At 31.3% G+C, this 16491-nt stretch carries 16 protein-coding genes and 1 pseudogene; 8 read left to right on the plus strand and 9 right to left on the minus strand.

What is annotated here, in order from left to right:
• Complete coding sequence (locus tag HA146_RS03435) at positions 1–258, minus strand: RNA recognition motif-containing protein (protein ID WP_209108167.1); 258 nt, start codon at positions 256–258, stop codon at positions 1–3.
• Between the two features lie 87 nt (positions 259–345).
• Positions 346–2679, minus strand: coding sequence for a ribonucleoside-triphosphate reductase, adenosylcobalamin-dependent (gene nrdJ / locus HA146_RS03440; protein ID WP_209108168.1), 2334 nt, complete (start codon positions 2677–2679; stop codon positions 346–348).
• A 133-nt stretch (positions 2680–2812) separates the two neighbouring features.
• Here nrdJ and HA146_RS03445 point away from each other — a divergent pair, with 133 nt between their 5' ends.
• From HA146_RS03445 to HA146_RS03455, 3 genes are read left to right on the plus strand one after another with little or no spacing between them, the layout of a single operon-like run.
• Complete coding sequence (locus HA146_RS03445; RefSeq protein ID WP_209108169.1) at positions 2813–3508, plus strand: class I SAM-dependent methyltransferase; 696 nt, start codon at positions 2813–2815, stop codon at positions 3506–3508.
• A 31-nt stretch (positions 3509–3539) separates the two neighbouring features.
• Positions 3540–5177 carry a peptide chain release factor 3 gene (locus HA146_RS03450; protein WP_209108170.1) on the plus strand — a complete coding sequence of 546 codons (1638 nt, stop codon included), beginning with the start codon at positions 3540–3542 and terminating at the stop codon, positions 5175–5177.
• Between the two features lie 51 nt (positions 5178–5228).
• Complete coding sequence (locus HA146_RS03455) at positions 5229–5903, plus strand: CPP1-like family protein (protein ID WP_209108171.1); 675 nt, start codon at positions 5229–5231, stop codon at positions 5901–5903.
• Here HA146_RS03455 and hslO read toward each other — a convergent pair whose 3' ends face one another.
• Positions 5904–6806, minus strand: a complete 903-nt coding sequence (gene hslO, locus HA146_RS03460; protein ID WP_209108172.1) for an Hsp33 family molecular chaperone HslO — start codon at positions 6804–6806, stop codon at positions 5904–5906.
• Positions 6796–7442: pseudogene (locus HA146_RS03465) on the minus strand (ABC transporter ATP-binding protein). Before HA146_RS03465 ends, hslO begins: the two are co-directional and overlap by 11 nt.
• 83 nt (positions 7443–7525) lie before the next feature.
• On the opposite strand from HA146_RS03465, the gene HA146_RS03470 reads away from it, so the two are divergent.
• Genes HA146_RS03470 through HA146_RS03480 form a run of 3 tightly spaced genes read left to right on the plus strand, consistent with a single transcriptional unit; the run spans position 7526 to position 9502 of the window.
• Entirely contained in the window at positions 7526–7969 is a 444-nt protein-coding gene (locus HA146_RS03470; RefSeq protein ID WP_209108174.1) for a DUF3531 family protein, read from the plus strand.
• A gap of 9 nt (positions 7970–7978) precedes the next feature.
• Complete coding sequence (locus HA146_RS03475; RefSeq protein WP_209108175.1) at positions 7979–8752, plus strand: 16S rRNA (uracil(1498)-N(3))-methyltransferase; 774 nt, start codon at positions 7979–7981, stop codon at positions 8750–8752.
• 6 nt (positions 8753–8758) lie between these two features.
• Complete coding sequence (locus tag HA146_RS03480; RefSeq protein ID WP_209108176.1) at positions 8759–9502, plus strand: DUF92 domain-containing protein; 744 nt, start codon at positions 8759–8761, stop codon at positions 9500–9502.
• A 16-nt stretch (positions 9503–9518) separates the two neighbouring features.
• Here HA146_RS03480 and HA146_RS03485 read toward each other — a convergent pair whose 3' ends face one another.
• From HA146_RS03485 to HA146_RS03505, 5 genes are read right to left on the minus strand one after another with little or no spacing between them, the layout of a single operon-like run.
• Positions 9519–10163 (minus strand): GDSL-type esterase/lipase family protein, encoded by a 645-nt coding sequence (locus HA146_RS03485; RefSeq protein ID WP_209108177.1) that lies wholly within the window; start codon positions 10161–10163, stop codon positions 9519–9521.
• Between the two features lie 49 nt (positions 10164–10212).
• On the minus strand, positions 10213–11715 hold the full coding sequence (locus tag HA146_RS03490) for a PhnE/PtxC family ABC transporter permease (protein WP_245157408.1): 1503 nt from the start codon (positions 11713–11715) through the stop codon (positions 10213–10215).
• Positions 11716–11719: 4 nt separating this feature from the next.
• The gene (locus HA146_RS03495; RefSeq protein WP_209108178.1) at positions 11720–12457 is read right to left on the minus strand and encodes an ATP-binding cassette domain-containing protein; all 738 of its coding nucleotides are present in this window, start codon (positions 12455–12457) and stop codon (positions 11720–11722) included.
• On the minus strand, positions 12454–13347 hold the full coding sequence (locus HA146_RS03500; RefSeq protein ID WP_209108179.1) for a putative selenate ABC transporter substrate-binding protein: 894 nt from the start codon (positions 13345–13347) through the stop codon (positions 12454–12456). The genes HA146_RS03495 and HA146_RS03500 overlap by 4 nt, the downstream gene beginning before the upstream one ends.
• 14 nt (positions 13348–13361) lie before the next feature.
• The gene (locus HA146_RS03505; RefSeq protein ID WP_209108180.1) at positions 13362–14540 is read right to left on the minus strand and encodes a pyridoxal phosphate-dependent aminotransferase; all 1179 of its coding nucleotides are present in this window, start codon (positions 14538–14540) and stop codon (positions 13362–13364) included.
• A 161-nt stretch (positions 14541–14701) separates the two neighbouring features.
• On the opposite strand from HA146_RS03505, the gene HA146_RS03510 reads away from it, so the two are divergent.
• Together HA146_RS03510 and ispG are read left to right on the plus strand one after the other, a co-directional pair.
• Positions 14702–15205: a uracil-DNA glycosylase gene (locus HA146_RS03510; protein WP_209108181.1), complete on the plus strand. Its 504-nt coding sequence runs from the start codon at positions 14702–14704 to the stop codon at positions 15203–15205.
• Positions 15206–15239: 34 nt separating this feature from the next.
• Entirely contained in the window at positions 15240–16457 is a 1218-nt protein-coding gene (gene ispG, locus HA146_RS03515; protein WP_209108182.1) for a (E)-4-hydroxy-3-methylbut-2-enyl-diphosphate synthase, read from the plus strand.
• Positions 16458–16491: the final 34 nt, after the last annotated feature.

Raw genomic sequence — 16491 nt, forward strand, 5'->3', positions numbered from 1 at the left:
TTAATTTTGCAAAGCATTAATTTTTGATTCTTTGTTTTTAATTATTGTCACTAACCATTTAGAAGCAAGTCCCCTGGATATTGATCTATTTTTTAGTAATCTACATATATGGATATGTAGATTTTTTTCATTTTTGGAGTTAAATTTTTCTTCAAATTCCAATATACCCTCCTCTGATGTTCTTTTTCTTAGTTCATCCACCAATGCATCACTAGAGGAATCATTAAAAAAATTCCCAATATTAAAGCTTAATGTCATAAATAATTTATGTCCCTATTTAAGAGTTAGCCATAAATTAAATTTTTAAAAACTAATTTATCTTTTTTTTAACAAATAATTTAAAAATTAATTTTTTGGTTTAGTCAGAGGAAGAAGACACTTGTCTGAATCACAACCTGCTGGACCTGCTTCAGATAGTTCTCCAACATCATATTTATTAAGAGCGTCAAAGAAATCGTTATTAACTTTTCTTTTTATTACGTTATTTTGCAATGAAATATATTCCTCTTTACTTATTGGTTCAAAGGGTAATCTCGGGAAAGTAGCGTTAGCACTAAATCGAGCTAGCAATGCCGCTGAAATATATCCCTCATTATTTTCTATTGCATTATGAATAGCCTTAGCTAAATCCTCGATTTCATTTTCTCTAAATTCTACGGTTGCAGAGGTATTATGCTCTGTGTAAAATTTCTGCACTTGCATGTAAAAATCAAATTGAGCTAATGCTGAGAAATTGTTGATATCTATTTGGTCTGCACCATCTATATTTGCCCAGCTAACTTCTGTAGGGATTTCAACTAACCATTCTGTACATCTTGGATCAAATGGATTGTCAAGCAAACAGCCATTTTCATCTTTATCAGATTGGGATGGAACAACTGAGTAACCATAATCCATGCAAGCTAAAGCTATTGGATCATTTTTCCTGAAAGTTATTCTTCTTATGAATCTTTGAGCCTTTGGAGGATGCCATCCTGGAGCTGCTCCTGTTAGAAGACTTTTAGTCCCAGCTGGCTGAACGGTGGTGCATCGATTTGGTCTTCTCAGATTATGTTTATCACAATATTCCCAGACAGTTTCTTTTACTATTTTTCTCCAAGAATCTAAGAATTTAGCTTCCTTCTCTTTGAAAGCTTTCCCTTCTTCACTATTGGGCCTTCCTGCTTCCCACCACTTCAACCATGGTGTCCCAAATGCATGAACGCAGAAATCAAATAATCCCGTGAAACTTACACCTACAATAGGGTCATATTCCCTACTTTTTCTGTAACGCTCAACTTCAAATTCATGATTGAGTAAGCATGCTACCGAAAGAGCTGCAGCTTTAAAAGCTTTTTTTTGCTCTTCAAAATTTTCGGGATCAATCTGATTTAAATGAACTTCAGCCAAATTACAGTGAAAATCATTCCCCAAGATCTCGCCACAAGGGTTAAGTCCATATCTGCTCATCCTGTGATCTAGCTCTTCTTCAGAAAATGGACCATAACTACTATTCATCCAATTTCTCGCTTCATCCTTACCTTGTTCTGAGTAGATTTCAATAAATTCCTTTCTCAATTCATCGTCTTTTAGAATATCTGCATTTGACCTTGCGATTGCTTCTGGAGCAAATTGAATAGCTCCCTCACCTGAGTGGAATTGTTTTGTGACAGCATCCAAAACAGTTTGATAAGTGGGTTTTGAATGGTAAACCCTGGTATGATTAGCCATCCTGAGGGCATCTTTTTCAGGATCTATTCTCCAATTACCATTCTCATCTTGACTCCATAGATTTTCTTTGGCTGATGCCGCCTCCTTATCATCTGAAGCAAATTGTCTCATTCCAGCACTTCTTCTGATATTCCCAGCAACTATGGTTACTGCAGCTTCATCAATTAATAAACAACACTCTACTGTACTTAATTTTCTGCCAATTGCCTTTCCAAGAAGTGATGCGACTCTAGAGTATAGATCTTTCAATTTAATAGGATTTGCCATGCCACCAAAACCCTTTAATGATTCTCCAGCAGGTCTAATATCTTCCAAATTAATAAAAACATCAATTTCTCTTTCAAGACTTTCGTTGCTTGATGCCTCAAGAAGATATTTATAGCTATCTACCCAGCCTCTTCTGCTGTCTCCAACTTTGATATGAAGATCTTTTCCTTTGATTTCTAATGATGATTTTTCTTTTCTTTGATCTTTGGGAGTTATTCCAACTTCACTAACTGATTTAATATTTATTTTGTTTATTACCGTAGGTAAATTGTTTATAAAATGAGGCTCAATTATTGCACCTGTTCCACATCCCATCATTGCTAAGTCCATCATCAAAGCGAATGCTTCCCAATCAATTAAGTTTGTTGATGTACAGTTGTAAGCTCCTGAGAAATTTTGGTTCTTATTAATCCAAGGAGTTCCGCCAATCCATAACCATCTCCCTGAAGGTTGGGCTTTTTGGTTGCTTTGCATCTCTCTCATTAGGATCAATTCTTCTTCAGAAAGTTTTCCTAATTCTTTTAAACCCGATAAATTTCTTTCACCTACTTCGCTCCAGTTCTCCCTTTTGCCAGAGGAAGTTTTCCTGCTGTAAGATCTGAAGAAAACAGGATAAGCCGCTGGTGCAGTCTTTGGGAAATTATCTTTTTTAAGATTATTGGAATTGCTCTCTGAAGAAGCTTTATTTGGTGCAACAGTCACGATAAAAAAAACGTATGTAAATAACCAGTACAGGAAGAATAACTCTATCTGTGGCGTCTGCAACCATTCTTACCACTATTTAACGGTTTGTGTAGAATTATGTTTAATATGAAATCTTTGTTTAATAAAGGATATGGAAAGAATCCCTGAACCTGAATTGATGGAAAAAAAAGAGCAGGTCATTTCTTATGACGAAGCTGATTTTTCAGAAGGGGAATTTAATTTAATTAATCAAATTAATCATTATCTTTTGAGAAATAATATTTCTTTAAGTAAAAAAGATTTAATAGTTGATTTAGGATGCGGCCCAGGAAATATTTCTGAGAAGTTAGCAACAAAATGGCCTAATACTGAAGTAGTTGGAATAGATGGCTCTAAAGAGATGATTTTGAGAGCAGAATATAACAAAAAGATTTCTAATAATCAAAAAAATTTAAAAAATTTACGTTACATTTGTTCTGACATTAAAGATATTAAATCAACTAATTTTTTACTTAAAAAAAAAATTAGGTTACTTGTAAGTAACAGTTTGATTCATCACATTACCCATCTTGAAGATTTCTTCAAAACCATAAGAAGTTTGTCTAGTAATATCACTGTAAATTTTCATAAGGACTTAAAAAGGCCATTAGATGAAAAGTCTTTTCTAGAAATTAAAGCACAATGTTCAACTAAATATAATGAGATTTTGACTAATGATTATTATGCATCTTTAAGAGCTTCTTATACTTTTAAAGAGTTAAGAAATTTCACTTTAGAGAATGATCTATCTTCTTTAGAAGTGTTTGAAGACGGTGATAAATATTTAATAGTCTATGGTAATGTTTAAGAAATAAGTAGAAGGCCCTTATATTAGATAAATGAGCTTAGGTACAAAAATTTTAAATAATAAAGATATACTGGAAGCGGTAAATAAAAGAAGAAATTTTGCCATTATTTCACATCCAGATGCTGGGAAAACGACTCTTACTGAGAAGCTTCTTTTATATGGAGGTGCCATTCAACAGGCAGGAGCAGTAAAGGCTAGAGGTAATCAGAGAAAAGCTACGTCAGACTGGATGGAACTGGAGAAACAAAGAGGTATTTCAATTACATCAACTGTATTGCAATTTGAATATCAAAGATCAGTAATTAATCTATTAGATACACCAGGACACCAGGATTTCTCTGAAGATACTTATAGAACATTAGCTGCTGCTGATAATGCAGTTATGTTGGAAGATGCTGCTAAAGGACTAGAACCTCAAACTAGAAAATTGTTTGAAGTTTGCAAGATGCGAAAAATACCAATATTTACTTTCATAAATAAAATGGATAGACCAGGAAGAGAGCCATTTTCTTTACTTGATGAAATTGAATCAGAACTTGGATTAAATACTTTACCTATTAACTGGCCAATTGGAAGTGGCGAGGAATTTAGAGGAGTTATTGATAGATTTTCGAGAGAGGTGATTTTATTTGATAAGGCCGTGAGAGGAAAACAATCGAATGAGAAAAGATTAAGTCTTGAAGATAAAGAACTATCAAAATATGTAGAGAGAGATTTGCTTGAAAACTCACTTGAGGAATTGGAGGTTCTTGATGAGGCAGGATCGAAATTTGAAAAAGAAAAAGTTTTTAATGGCTCTTTAACCCCAGTTTTCTTTGGATCTGCAATGACTAATTTTGGTGTAAGACCATTTTTAGATAGTTTTCTAAAAATGGCTCAAAAACCAACTTCAAGAAATAGTAATAAAGGGGATATTGAACCTGCAAGCGATGAATTTAGTGGGTTCGTTTTTAAGCTTCAAGCAAACATGGATCCAAAGCATAGAGATAGGGTCGCTTTTATAAGAGTTTGTAGTGGGAAATTTGAAAAGGATATGTCAGTTAAACATTCCAGAACTGGGAAAACAATTAGATTATCAAGGCCACAAAAAATATTTGGGCAAGATAGAGAAGTAGTTGATGATGCCTATCCTGGAGATGTTATTGGCTTGAATAATCCAGGTATGTTTTCTATTGGAGATACTCTTTATACTGGTACTCATCTGGAGTACGAAGGCATACCATCCTTTAGTCCTGAAATATTCAGCTGGCTAAGAAATCCAAATCCTTCAGCATTTAAAAACTTTAGAAAGGGTGTGAATGAACTTCGTGAAGAAGGTGCTGTTCAGATCCTTTATGACTTTGATGAGAGCAAAAGAGACCCTATACTCGCAGCTGTTGGTCAATTACAGTTGGAAGTAGTAACTCATAGGTTAAAAAGTGAATATGGTGTAGATGCAAATCTTGAATCAATGCCATATCAATTGGCTAGATGGGTTTCTGATGGATGGCAAGCTATTGAAAAACTTGGCAGAGTCTTCAATTGTAAAATAGTTAAAGATTGTTGGAATAGACCAGTTATTCTTTTTAAAAACGAGTGGAATTTAAACCAATTTTTTGAAGATAATAATCACTTGACTTTAAACAAAGTTGCTCCTGTTGTTAGTGGAGTTGAACCAATTGTTTTATAAAGCCTTATTGGATTATAAAATTGGTTAATCTGTTAGTATTGGTAAAAAAAGTTGGACTCAAACAGTAATAAAAAGAATAATGAAAAATCACCTTATGAAATTTTAGGTGTAAAAGAAGGCGCTGCTTTTGAGGATATTCAGAAGGCTAGAGATATTAAAGTTAAAGAGGCTGGTGAAGATTTAATTCTAAAAGCAAAAATAGAATCTTCCTTCGATCAATTACTTATGGGGAGTTTGAAAGCGAGACAATCAGGAAATGTAAGTTATGAAGCGGTGAGTGCTTCAAAAAAAGAAAAACAAATTAATCAATTTACCAATAATAATTTTCCACTGCTTTCTAAGATAAAAAATTTAAATAATAACCCTAAGAACTCAAGTCAGTACAGTCTTCCAAAAATAACTCCCCCCTCATTTAATAACCTTTCAATAAAAATATCTGTTGGACTATTATTTTTAATTTTGTTATTTATCAGTCCAGATTCGAATAATAGACTTTTGCTCTCTATCTCAACATTAATTCTTACCTATACTCAAATTAAATCGGGTCAAAGATTTATAGGTTCTTTAGGATGGAGTGTTACCTTTCTTTCAATTGGATTAATATTTGGTGGATTACTTGAAACTAATTCTTTCATTCAGGAAATATCAAACAATTCTTTATCAATACAAAAAATTCAAAGTATTCCAGCCATGGTTATTTTATGGCTGGGGGTAATTTTCTTATAATTAATTTTCTATCATCGATTTAATCTCTTCATAATTTATAAGATATTTATTCTTACAAAATTCACAAACCAATTCTGCTTTACCATCTTTATTGAGGATGTCTTCCAACTCACTATTATCAAGCATTTTCATTGCATTTAAACTTCTTTGTTTGGAACACTTGCATTTAAAACTAACTTCTTGGGAACGAGCTTTCTCTGATATTGATTTATCGTCAATATCCGGGAATATATTTCTTATTAACGAAAGAAGATTATCTCTTGACTGAAATAGTTCTTCGCTGAAAGAATTAATTTCTTTACATCTTTCTTCAAGTAGTGAAACTAGTAAAGGGTCAGTGTCTTTTTTAGGTAAAACTTGAGCTAATAAGCCACCAGTACAAATAACACTTTTATTTTGAATTTTTTCTCCAATAAATACAGCAGAAGGCGTTTGTTCTGAATGATATAAATATGAAGCTAAGTCTTCAGCAATATTCCCATTTACTAATTCAACAGTACTTGTAAAGGGTTCACCAAATCCACTATCTCTAATAACATTTAAATATCCTGTACCTAATGCTTTTGTGAAATCAAAAGAATATTTATTATTATCTATTTTGACTAGATCCAGTTCTAAATTAGGATTCCCTACATAACCCCTGATTTTTCCATCTCTACCTGCATCAACTAGCAATCCCTTTAAAGGTCCGTCAGATCTAACTCTCAAAGTTACTCTGCCATGCATTATTTTCATTGAACTTGCTAAAAGTAGTGAAGCACTAAATGCTCTTCCTAAGATACAGGTTGTTAAATAAGAAAGATCGTGCCTTTTTTTAGCTTCTAAAGAAGACTCTGTTGTTAAGACCGCAACTAATCTTATTCCTCCATTTGCTGCAGTAGCCCGAACTATTCTATCCTTCATAATTTTCTTTCAAAAGTTTTTGATTTTCCCTTTTTCCAGAATTAACATTCTAGACGGAATTCCCTCAAATAAGTTAGGTTCATGAGTAACAATAATAATTGTGTTTTTATTTTTTAGATCAAGAATTAAATTCTTCACATCATTTCTCATTGAACTATCTAATCCAGCAGTTGGTTCATCAAGTAAAAGAATTGCGGGGTTTCTAAGTAGCTGAACTGCTACAGCTAATCTTCTTTGTTGTCCTCCACTAAGTTGTTCTGGTGGTTGGGTAAGGTTTAAATTTTTTAGACCGACCTTATTTAAAACTATTTCTATATTTTTTTCTCTTAAAGATTTATGGCCTATTTTTAATTCTTTCCCAATAGTTGTACCTAAAAAGTATCTTTCGGGAAATTGGAATACTACTCCACAAAACCATCTTCTTTGTCTAGAGGACAAGATTTTATTCTTCCAAGTAATTTTTCCTTTTTGGGGATTTGTTAAACCGCTTATTATTTCAAGAAGGGTTGTTTTACCGGAACCACTATCGCCACAAATTAAGATGATTTCATTTTCATGAACTTTTAAATTAAGATTGTCTATTATTTTTCTCTCAGATGTTTGAGGTTGATAAGATATTTCTTTTAAATCAAGCATTATTAATTAAGTTATAGGTATGAATTTTAATCTGGTAATAACTTACTTATAATAGCTATAGATCTAAAAAGCTATTAGTCAATATGAATATTGTTTTTAGAGAGGTTGATCCTTTTAACTGTTGGATTTGGATAAAGTTTTCTGAGATGCCCACTGAAGCAGAAAAGAAATATTTAGATCAATTATTTGATAGTTGGTACACAATAGGAACTTTAGGTGGATTTAACTCTGAGAATTTACAAACTCATGAAGAAGGTTCTGATTTAAGTTGGATGTCATATGATAACAACCAAAAAGATTCAGCTTCCCCTGCGTTAATGCATAATGTTGGAGAGATGGAATATCAAAACATTTGGGGTAGATTTTGGGTTGATTTTGGAGGTTCAGATTCAATTTCAATAGATATCTTAATTAATTCTTTGAATGAGATATCTAATAAATACGTAGAAATTGAAGAGTTAATTATTGGTGGTGAAAATAATAATTGGGCTATTAAGGAACATGAAGATTTAGTTTTTAAAGATTAAGTATTTTAGATGGAAGATTTAACAAGATTAATTATTTCAGATGAAAGAATTTTAAATATAAAAAACAATAATTTAGAACTTACTAATGATGAAGCTCATTACATAAATAAAGTAATGAGGATAAAAACAGGTAAAGAAATATTTATAACTAATGGGAAGGGTTCATTATGGAAAGCTATAAAAGTTAAAAATGATTGTTTAAACATTAGTCAATTCCAAAAACCTTACTTATTTCAAGAAGAAGAAATTTACTTATTGGGAATAGCTGTTGTTATACCAAAAAGCGGTTTTGAGGATATTTTGAAAATGTGTACTGAAATAGGAATTGATTTTATACAACCATTATTTTCAGAAAGACAAGTAAACAAAAATATAAATCTTACAAGAAAACTTTTGAGATGGAATTCAATTATCAAAGAAGCGGTAGAGCAAAGTGAAAGATTATGGAAACCATCTATATTAAATGGTATGGATATTATTGAGTGGATAAAAAGTAGAGATAATAAAGAAAGAGTTTCAATTTCTATAACTAGAGAAGATACTTCTTCTGACTTAAATCAATGGTTAAAAAAGCAACAAGAATTTTTAAATAATAAAGGGGGTATTTTCTGGAATGTAATTGGTCCTGAAGGAGGTTGGTCTTCTAGAGAAATTGGTTTTTTTTATAAAAATAATAATACCTTTGTTAAACTTTCTGACACTATCTTAAGAACTTCAACAGCTAGTATTAATGCATCATCAATCCTAAACCAGTGGAGAAATGATTTGAAATTAAGGAATTAGATAAAAATGGATTTAATTACAAATCAATTTTTTATAGGTTTTTGCATTAATTTTATTTTGATTTATATATTCTGCAAGATTCCTTTGATGACAAAAGGGGGTTGGATAAGTGCTGGTATTTTAGGAACCATTTTGTGGGGATGTTTGTCCTGGCAGGGATGGATGTCAGTTGTAATTTATTTATTATTTGGCTCTCTAGTTACCAAAATAGGTTTTAAATTTAAGAAAGAACAAGGAATAGCCGAAAAAAGAGGGGGTAGAAGAGGCCCTGAAAATGTATGGGGCTCAGCAGCTACAGGATTATTTCTTGCGATGATGACCAAATTTAATTCTGCCAACGTACTTTTGTTTAAAATAGGTTTTGCTGCAAGTTTTGCTGCAAAGTTGGCAGATACTTTTGGTAGTGAAATTGGAAAAAGGTTTGGGAAAGATACATATTTAATTACTTCACTTAAAAAGGTTGAGAGAGGAACTGAAGGAGGAATAAGTTTAGAAGGAACATTAGCTAGTGTCTTAGGATCAATATTTATGACTTATATAATGCTTAGACTATCAATTATTTCTACAAAATCCCAATTCATAATTGTTGCATTCTCGGGATTTTTGGCAACACTTTCTGAAAGTATTATTGGTGCTAAATTTCAAAATAAATATAAATTAAGTAATGAAATGGTAAATGCTATTCAGACAAGTATTGCTTCTGTTTTTGCAATCTTTGCTCTTATTTTATATTCATATTTTTTAAATTAAAAATATTTGGAAAGATTTAGGATTCCTTCCATTTTGTAATAATCTCCCAGCTCTTAAGTCTTTGAAAAATCCAGAAATGACCTTCGGAATTTAAATGAATGCCATCATAGCTAATCCAATTTTTACTCCTTTTATCACAGTACATTTCTCTAAAAGTAGGAAGAAACGGGACATTCTGATTGAGGCATACTTCCTCCATTCTCCTTTCATAAGAATTACAAAAATCATTTGAGTACCATAGACATCCTGCGAACGGCATTTTGCTTTCGTCAACAGGTGTCAGACCAATTACAAAGACATTTGTTTGAGATTTCATTTCATTAATTAGTCTCTCAAATCCATATTCAAATCCATCTATATCTAATTGATGTCTTCCGTTTTTCTGACCAATTGCTGCAGTGTCGTTAAGACCAACATTTAGCAGGATTGCTTTAGGTTTATTCCTTCTCGTTTCACCTCTAGAGGACCACTCTTTTTCCCATCTAGATGAAACTTTTTCTATGCCATCTCCTCTAACGCCAAGTTGATAAATAACTGGCCCATTGTTGTTATTGCACCAATCTTTTCGTAGCCTCTCGCACCATCCACCACCTTCATTATCTCCCCATCCATAAACTGAGCTATCTCCAATTACAACTAGCTGTTTTGGTAAACTAATCACTATAACCGGAAAAAAATAATTACTTGATTAAACAAAATATTCTTACAAATCAAGTTAAACTATTTTTGATTTTACCATTAATTAATTCGCCTAATATTGCGATGGAGCTATAAGCCATCAAAACTATAGTAACTTCTTGCCATGCGAAGGAACTAATTGATTCTTGCAATTGCCAACCAAGACCAACACTTCCAATAACTCCAACAATTGCAGTTTCTCTAATAATTATGTCAGATCTATAAGCGCAATATGCTAAATAACTTTTTGCTTGTTGAGAAAATAAACCTAAAAGCCAACTAGTCTTTTTTGAGATTCCTAAAGATTTCATTGCGATATAATTTCTCTTGTCTTGGCTATCTAGGTTTGTAAAAAGTAATTTGCTTGTAATGCCAGCGTTATGAAGACCTAGTGTTAAAGCTGCTAAAGATAAAGAAGGATTATTAAAAGTTAATAGAGTTAGAAGTATTACAGGTGTAGGTATTAAACGAAATAAAAATGCAAAAATTTTTATAAGAACTTTAGAAGTATTGTTGTTAAAAAATCCTATTACTAATGGAGGTAAACTAATTGCAATTCCTGTCGATAAAAGACTCAAAATTATTGTTTCCAATATAAGTTTTAATAAATCAAATAATCCTAAATATGAGCTTGATTTAAATAGAGCACTAACAGAATTAAAATTTTCAAAATTATTATTAAAAACAAAATAAAGAAAATATGAAAAAGAAAGTAAGATTGTTATAAAAAAAACTGCAATAAAAAAGATAGATAGGATTTTATTTGTATGGTTAAATTTTATTTTTTTAAATATTAATCCAGAAAGAATTATCAAAATTGCTAAGGACCATAAATAAGTCCATAACTCTCTAAAATTCAAAGTTTGGAAAGATAAAAAAATACTAGTGCCTATTCCTCCAATCCCAAAAAGTCCTAAAATCACCGTACTTCTTATTGAACATTCTAATCGATATAAACCAAAGTTTCTAAATGTATTTATTACTGGATTCCATATTAAAGTTAATAAAGAAGAAAATTTAGGCGCATTTATTTGGTTGATAGATTCCAAACTTTTGTCGTCAATAGTTTCTAATTGTTCAGCAAAGACTTTTGAATTTACAGCAATATAAGGAATACATATAGCTATTATTCCTATTGAAAAATTTATGCCATATATTTGCATTAATATTATTCCCCAAACTACTTCATGAATTGATCTAATTATTGTTAGAAAAAACCTTATTATGCTGAAGAAAAAATTTGGAATATTAAAGATTTTATAAAAAATATTTGAGGATAATATTCCAAAAATTGCTCCAAAAATAATACTTACTAACCAACTAGAAAAACCAATTAAGATAGTTTCATTTAATCGATTAATTACTGTAATAATAATTTCATTATCGATCTTGGGATTAAATGCAGAAATTAAGAATTCTTGGAATAAATTAAATCCTCCAAAATGTACGTGGGTTATTAATTGATACCCTAGAGGTATGAAAACCAAAATTGGAAGAAAAGATAATGAGATATAGTTTAATTTTAATTTATTCAACAAATTAATATATTTTGTCTAAATGAAGCTTCTTTAAGTTAGTTCTTTTAATATTGAAAAGAATTTTACCATCCCTTATTCCAATAACTTTATCAAAATCGTTCAGTAAATCTAATCTATGTAATGCAACTAATGTTGTCTTTGGAGATTTTAAATTGTTTTTATCAATATTTTCTAGCAGTAGGTTTTTAATTCTTGTTATCAATTTGGGATCTAAATTATTAAAAGGCTCATCTGCAAATAATATATTTGATCTTTGAATTAATGATCTAGCTATAGCTACCCTTTGTTTTTGCCCCCCAGATAGTTTTCTGATTTTCTTGTCGAAAATAGAGTTATGAAGTCTACATAATTGCATATATTTATGAGCCTTCTTAAAAGAAGTTATATTTAGCAAATTTTTAAAAGCAAAAAAAAGATTTTTTTCCGCTAGGAGTCCACAATTAACATTTTGTTCTGCTGAGAGATCTTCTATTAATCTTAAATCTTGCCAAATAGTTGTTATCTTGCATTTTTGCTTTCTATCTAATTCCTCGAAACTTTTATTGAATAATTTAACCTCACCTTGAGTTGGCTTGATAGTGCCATTAAGCACTGATATAAGAGTAGTTTTTCCTGAACCGCTTTTACCTAAAAGTGCAATTTTCTCCCCTGAATTGATTTTTAAATTTACTTTATTTAGAATCAGATTTTTTTCGTATTTATAAGATATATTTTTTAATTCTAAGAGAGTATTATTCATCTAATTTTATTTAATTTCCTCCCGATTTCCTCTATATTTTTATACTGTTTTGCTTCTGCCTTAATAAATCTTTTTGCATTGAACATATCTAATATCTTTTTATGTGATTTTTGATTTATATCTAAATTTAGAATTACTGATTTAAGTTTTTTTGTAAACCCTTCCCCGAATCTATTTTCAAGATCCCCTTGAGCCACCCAATGATAGTCAACATATTCTGGGGTAATCCAAAATAATTCTAAATTACTTGTTCTTTTAGGATTGTTTTTAAGATTGTTTTCCCAAACTTGTTTATTTAAAGCTCCAGCATCAAATGCCCCACTATTAACTAAAGCTATTGTGGCATCATGACTTCCACTAAACCCTGCTTTTTTACCTTTAAAGTGTTTGATTTCTAACCCTGCTTGATTTAAGAAATATTCTGGCATTAATCTTCCAGAAGTTGAGTTTTCAGAGCCAAAAGTAAATCTTAAATTCTTGAGTTTTTTAAGTCCTTTAATGTTTGAAATTGAGTTAAGTTCTAAATTTTTGTTTACTATAAAAATACTTTTAAATTCCTTATCGATATCTCTTTGAGCTATGACAATTGAATTAGGAGTTTGTAATCTTGCTTGAACTCCTGATAAACCGCCAAACCAAACTAAATCTAAATCTTTAGTTCTAAATCCAGTGACTGCCGCAACATAATTAATAACAGGAATGTATTTAACTTCTACATCGAGTTGTTTGGATAATTCTTTTGAAAATAAAATAAATCTTTTGTCCAAAACATCTTGGTTTTGATCAGGTATTGCCCCAACTTTTAAAACTTTGGGATTTGAAAATACGGGTGATGAAAAAATAGAAAATAATAAAGATGAACTTAGTAGTAAATTTTTTAAATTAAACATTTTATTAGTTGAAATCAATAATAAGCAGAAATTGCTTCTTGGAGCCTATTTAACCCATCTTTAATTTTAACTTCTGAGGCTGCACAAGAAATTCTTATACATTCATCAACCCCAAAAGCTTTTCCAGGTACAACAACTAATCCATAATCTTGAAGAACTTTTTTGCAAAAATCAACAGAAGTAATTGAGGAGTCGGGTAATCTTGGAAATGCGTAAAATGCGCCATTAGGTTCTTGAATATAAATCCCATTTATATTTTTAAGGCCCTCATAGAGAAGACTTCTTCTTTGATCATAATGACTATTAATCGTTGAGAAAAACTCATTATTTATTTTTAAAGCCTCCAAAGCACCTTTTTGAACAAAAGAACAAACATTACTTGTACTTTGACTTTGTAATGCAGAGGATGCTTTGATCACATCTTTGGCCCCTACTAAATAACCTATTCTCCAGCCAGTCATAGCCCATCCTTTTGCAAACCCATTTATTATGAAAATTCTCTCTTTTAAGTCATTTGCTAATGTAGATAAACTGTAGTGATTAAATTCTTTTTTTAGTATTAGTTCGTAAATCTCATCAGAAAGAATATTGAGATTTGGATTTTCTCTGGCTATTTCAGCAATTTGCAATAACTCTTCCTTTGACATTACTCTCCCAGTCGGGTTATTAGGAGAATTAATAATTAAGAATTTAGTTTTTGGGGAGATTTTAGACTTCAAATCTTTTAAATCTATTTTAAATCCATCTTCAGCAGAAGAATTTGTAAAGATTGGCTTTCCACCAGCTAACCTAACCATCTGGGGATAACTTAGCCAGTATGGAGCAGGTATTATAACTTCGTCTCCATCATTTAAAAAAACCTGGAAAAGATTATATATTGCTTGTTTAGCTCCATTTGTGACCATTACATTTTCAAATTCAATATTTAAATTGTTTTGAATTTGAAGTTTATTCGCAATTGCTTTCCGGAGATCTAAATTCCCCGCTGCAGGTCCGTATTTTGTAAATCCATCAAATATAGCTTTACTTGTGGCTTCAATAACTTCTTTTGGGGCATTAAAATCAGGTTCCCCAGCACTTAAATTGCAAATATCTACTCCCTCTGTAGCTAATTGATTTGCTTTGGCGCTTATCTTCAGTGTAAGAGAAGGCTCAATAGAAAGTGCCCGATTAGATAAATTTACTTTAATCATTGATTTATAGCTTTTCAAATATGACTTTTAATAAAGACAAATGCATAAATTAAGATTAAGTAAAAGTATCACAAAATGGTTTAATTTAGTTTATTTTCTTAATTTATTTTATTTTCATGTTTTGACTTCTTAAGATAAAAAATATTTAAATTTTATTTTCGGTGAAAAGGTTAGTTATTGGAAGAGGAAGTGTATTTGCAGATTTATTAATAATTGGTGAAGCACCTGGAGCACAGGAAGACTTAGAGGGAAAACCTTATGTAGGCAAATCTGGCAACTTATTAAACGAATTGTTGAAAAAAGCTAGGATTGATTACGAGCAAGATGTTTATTTTTGTAATGTAATTAAATGTCGTCCACCAAATAATAGAAAACCTACTTCCAGAGAAATTAATATTCATAAACCTTGGTTATTACAGCAAATAAAACTTGTTGATCCGAAATTTATAGTACTTACTGGTTCGACTGCTATGAGAGCAATTTTAGAAGTAAAAGATCCCATAAGTAATTTAAGAGGTCAATGGATTAAAAAAGATGGGAGAGAAATTATGGTGATTTTTCATCCATCTTATTTAATGAGATTTCCTTCAAAAGAAATCAATAAACCTTATCATCTGACTTTAAAAGACCTAGAGAATGTGAGTAGTAAACTATATGCCTTATAATTTATTCAATCCTTTTTGAATATCAAGAATTTTAATGTCATTAACTCAATCAAAAGAGGTTAATAGTCTCTCCAAAAGATATTCAACTCATATTGAGAGGAGGATAACTAGAACAGTAATGGTTGGTGATATAGCTATTGGAAGTGATTATCCAGTAAGAGTTCAATCCATGATAAATGAAGATACTATGGATGTCGAAAATGCTTACTTGGCTATCAAAAGACTTCATGATGTGGGTTGTGAAATAGTAAGATTAACCGTTCCTTCTTTAGCACATGCAAAAGCAGTAGGAGATATAAAAGCAAAATTATTAGAAAATAATATCAACACTCCCTTGGTAGCTGATGTTCACCATAATGGTATGAAAATTGCAATGGAGGTTGCAAAACATGTTGATAAAGTGAGAATTAATCCTGGACTGTTTGTATTCGAAAAATCAGAACCTACAAGAACTGAATATACAGATGAGGAATTTGAAACTATTAAACAAACAATACTTAAAAGATTTACCCCTTTGGTGGAAGTTTTAAAGGCTGAAAATAAAGCTCTAAGGATTGGAGTTAATCATGGGTCTCTATCTGAGAGAATGCTTTTTACTTATGGAGATACTCCATTGGGAATGACAGAATCTGCGATGGAGTTTGTCAAAATTTGTGATGAGCTTGATTTTCATAACATAATTATTTCTATGAAAGCTTCCAGGGCCCCGGTCATGATGGCAGCTTACAGAATGATCGCAGATAGGCTTGACTCAGAAGGATATAACTATCCCTTACATTTAGGAGTAACTGAAGCTGGAGATGGTGATTATGGAAGGATTAAAAGTACTGCTGGAATTGGAACGCTTTTAGCAGAGGGATTAGGAGATACCATCAGGGTTTCTTTAACAGAAGCCCCAGAGAAGGAAATACCAGTTTGCTATTCAATTTTGCAATCTTTAGGATTAAGAAAAACAATGGTTGAATACATCAGTTGCCCTAGTTGTGGAAGAACACTTTTCAATCTAGAAGAAGTTGTAGACAAAGTTAGGAATGCCACTTCACATTTGACGGGTCTAGATATAGCAATAATGGGATGTATTGTTAATGGTCCTGGAGAAATGGCAGACGCTGATTATGGTTATGTTGGTAAAGGCAAAGGAACTATTGCTTTATATAGAAGGAAAGAAGAGATAAAAAGAGTACCTGAAGATGAGGGGGTTAATGCTTTAATCCAACTTATTAAGGATGATGGGAAGTGGATTGATCCTTAAGGATTTGTCAAATTTCTGAAATTATAAAAAAATT

The sequence above is a fragment of the Prochlorococcus marinus CUG1416 genome (assembly GCF_017695965.1).
Classification (GTDB): domain Bacteria; phylum Cyanobacteriota; class Cyanobacteriia; order PCC-6307; family Cyanobiaceae; genus Prochlorococcus_A.

Bases quoted from the DNA above. Each gene is read 5' to 3' on its own strand.
- HA146_RS03505 (WP_209108180.1), bottom strand. From the start codon at position 14,540: ATGATTAAAGTAAATTTATCTAATCGGGCACTTTCTATTGAGCCTTCT.
- ispG (WP_209108182.1), top strand. From the start codon at position 15,240: ATGTCATTAACTCAATCAAAAGAGGTTAATAGTCTCTCCAAAAGATAT.
- HA146_RS03495 (WP_209108178.1), bottom strand. From the start codon at position 12,457: ATGAATAATACTCTCTTAGAATTAAAAAATATATCTTATAAATACGAA.
- HA146_RS03470 (WP_209108174.1), top strand. From the start codon at position 7,526: ATGAATATTGTTTTTAGAGAGGTTGATCCTTTTAACTGTTGGATTTGG.
- HA146_RS03435 (WP_209108167.1), bottom strand. From the start codon at position 258: ATGACATTAAGCTTTAATATTGGGAATTTTTTTAATGATTCCTCTAGT.
- HA146_RS03450 (WP_209108170.1), top strand. From the start codon at position 3,540: ATGAGCTTAGGTACAAAAATTTTAAATAATAAAGATATACTGGAAGCG.
- hslO (WP_209108172.1), bottom strand. From the start codon at position 6,806: ATGAAGGATAGAATAGTTCGGGCTACTGCAGCAAATGGAGGAATAAGA.
- HA146_RS03480 (WP_209108176.1), top strand. From the start codon at position 8,759: ATGGATTTAATTACAAATCAATTTTTTATAGGTTTTTGCATTAATTTT.
- HA146_RS03445 (WP_209108169.1), top strand. From the start codon at position 2,813: ATGGAAAGAATCCCTGAACCTGAATTGATGGAAAAAAAAGAGCAGGTC.
- HA146_RS03475 (WP_209108175.1), top strand. From the start codon at position 7,979: ATGGAAGATTTAACAAGATTAATTATTTCAGATGAAAGAATTTTAAAT.
- HA146_RS03500 (WP_209108179.1), bottom strand. From the start codon at position 13,347: ATGTTTAATTTAAAAAATTTACTACTAAGTTCATCTTTATTATTTTCT.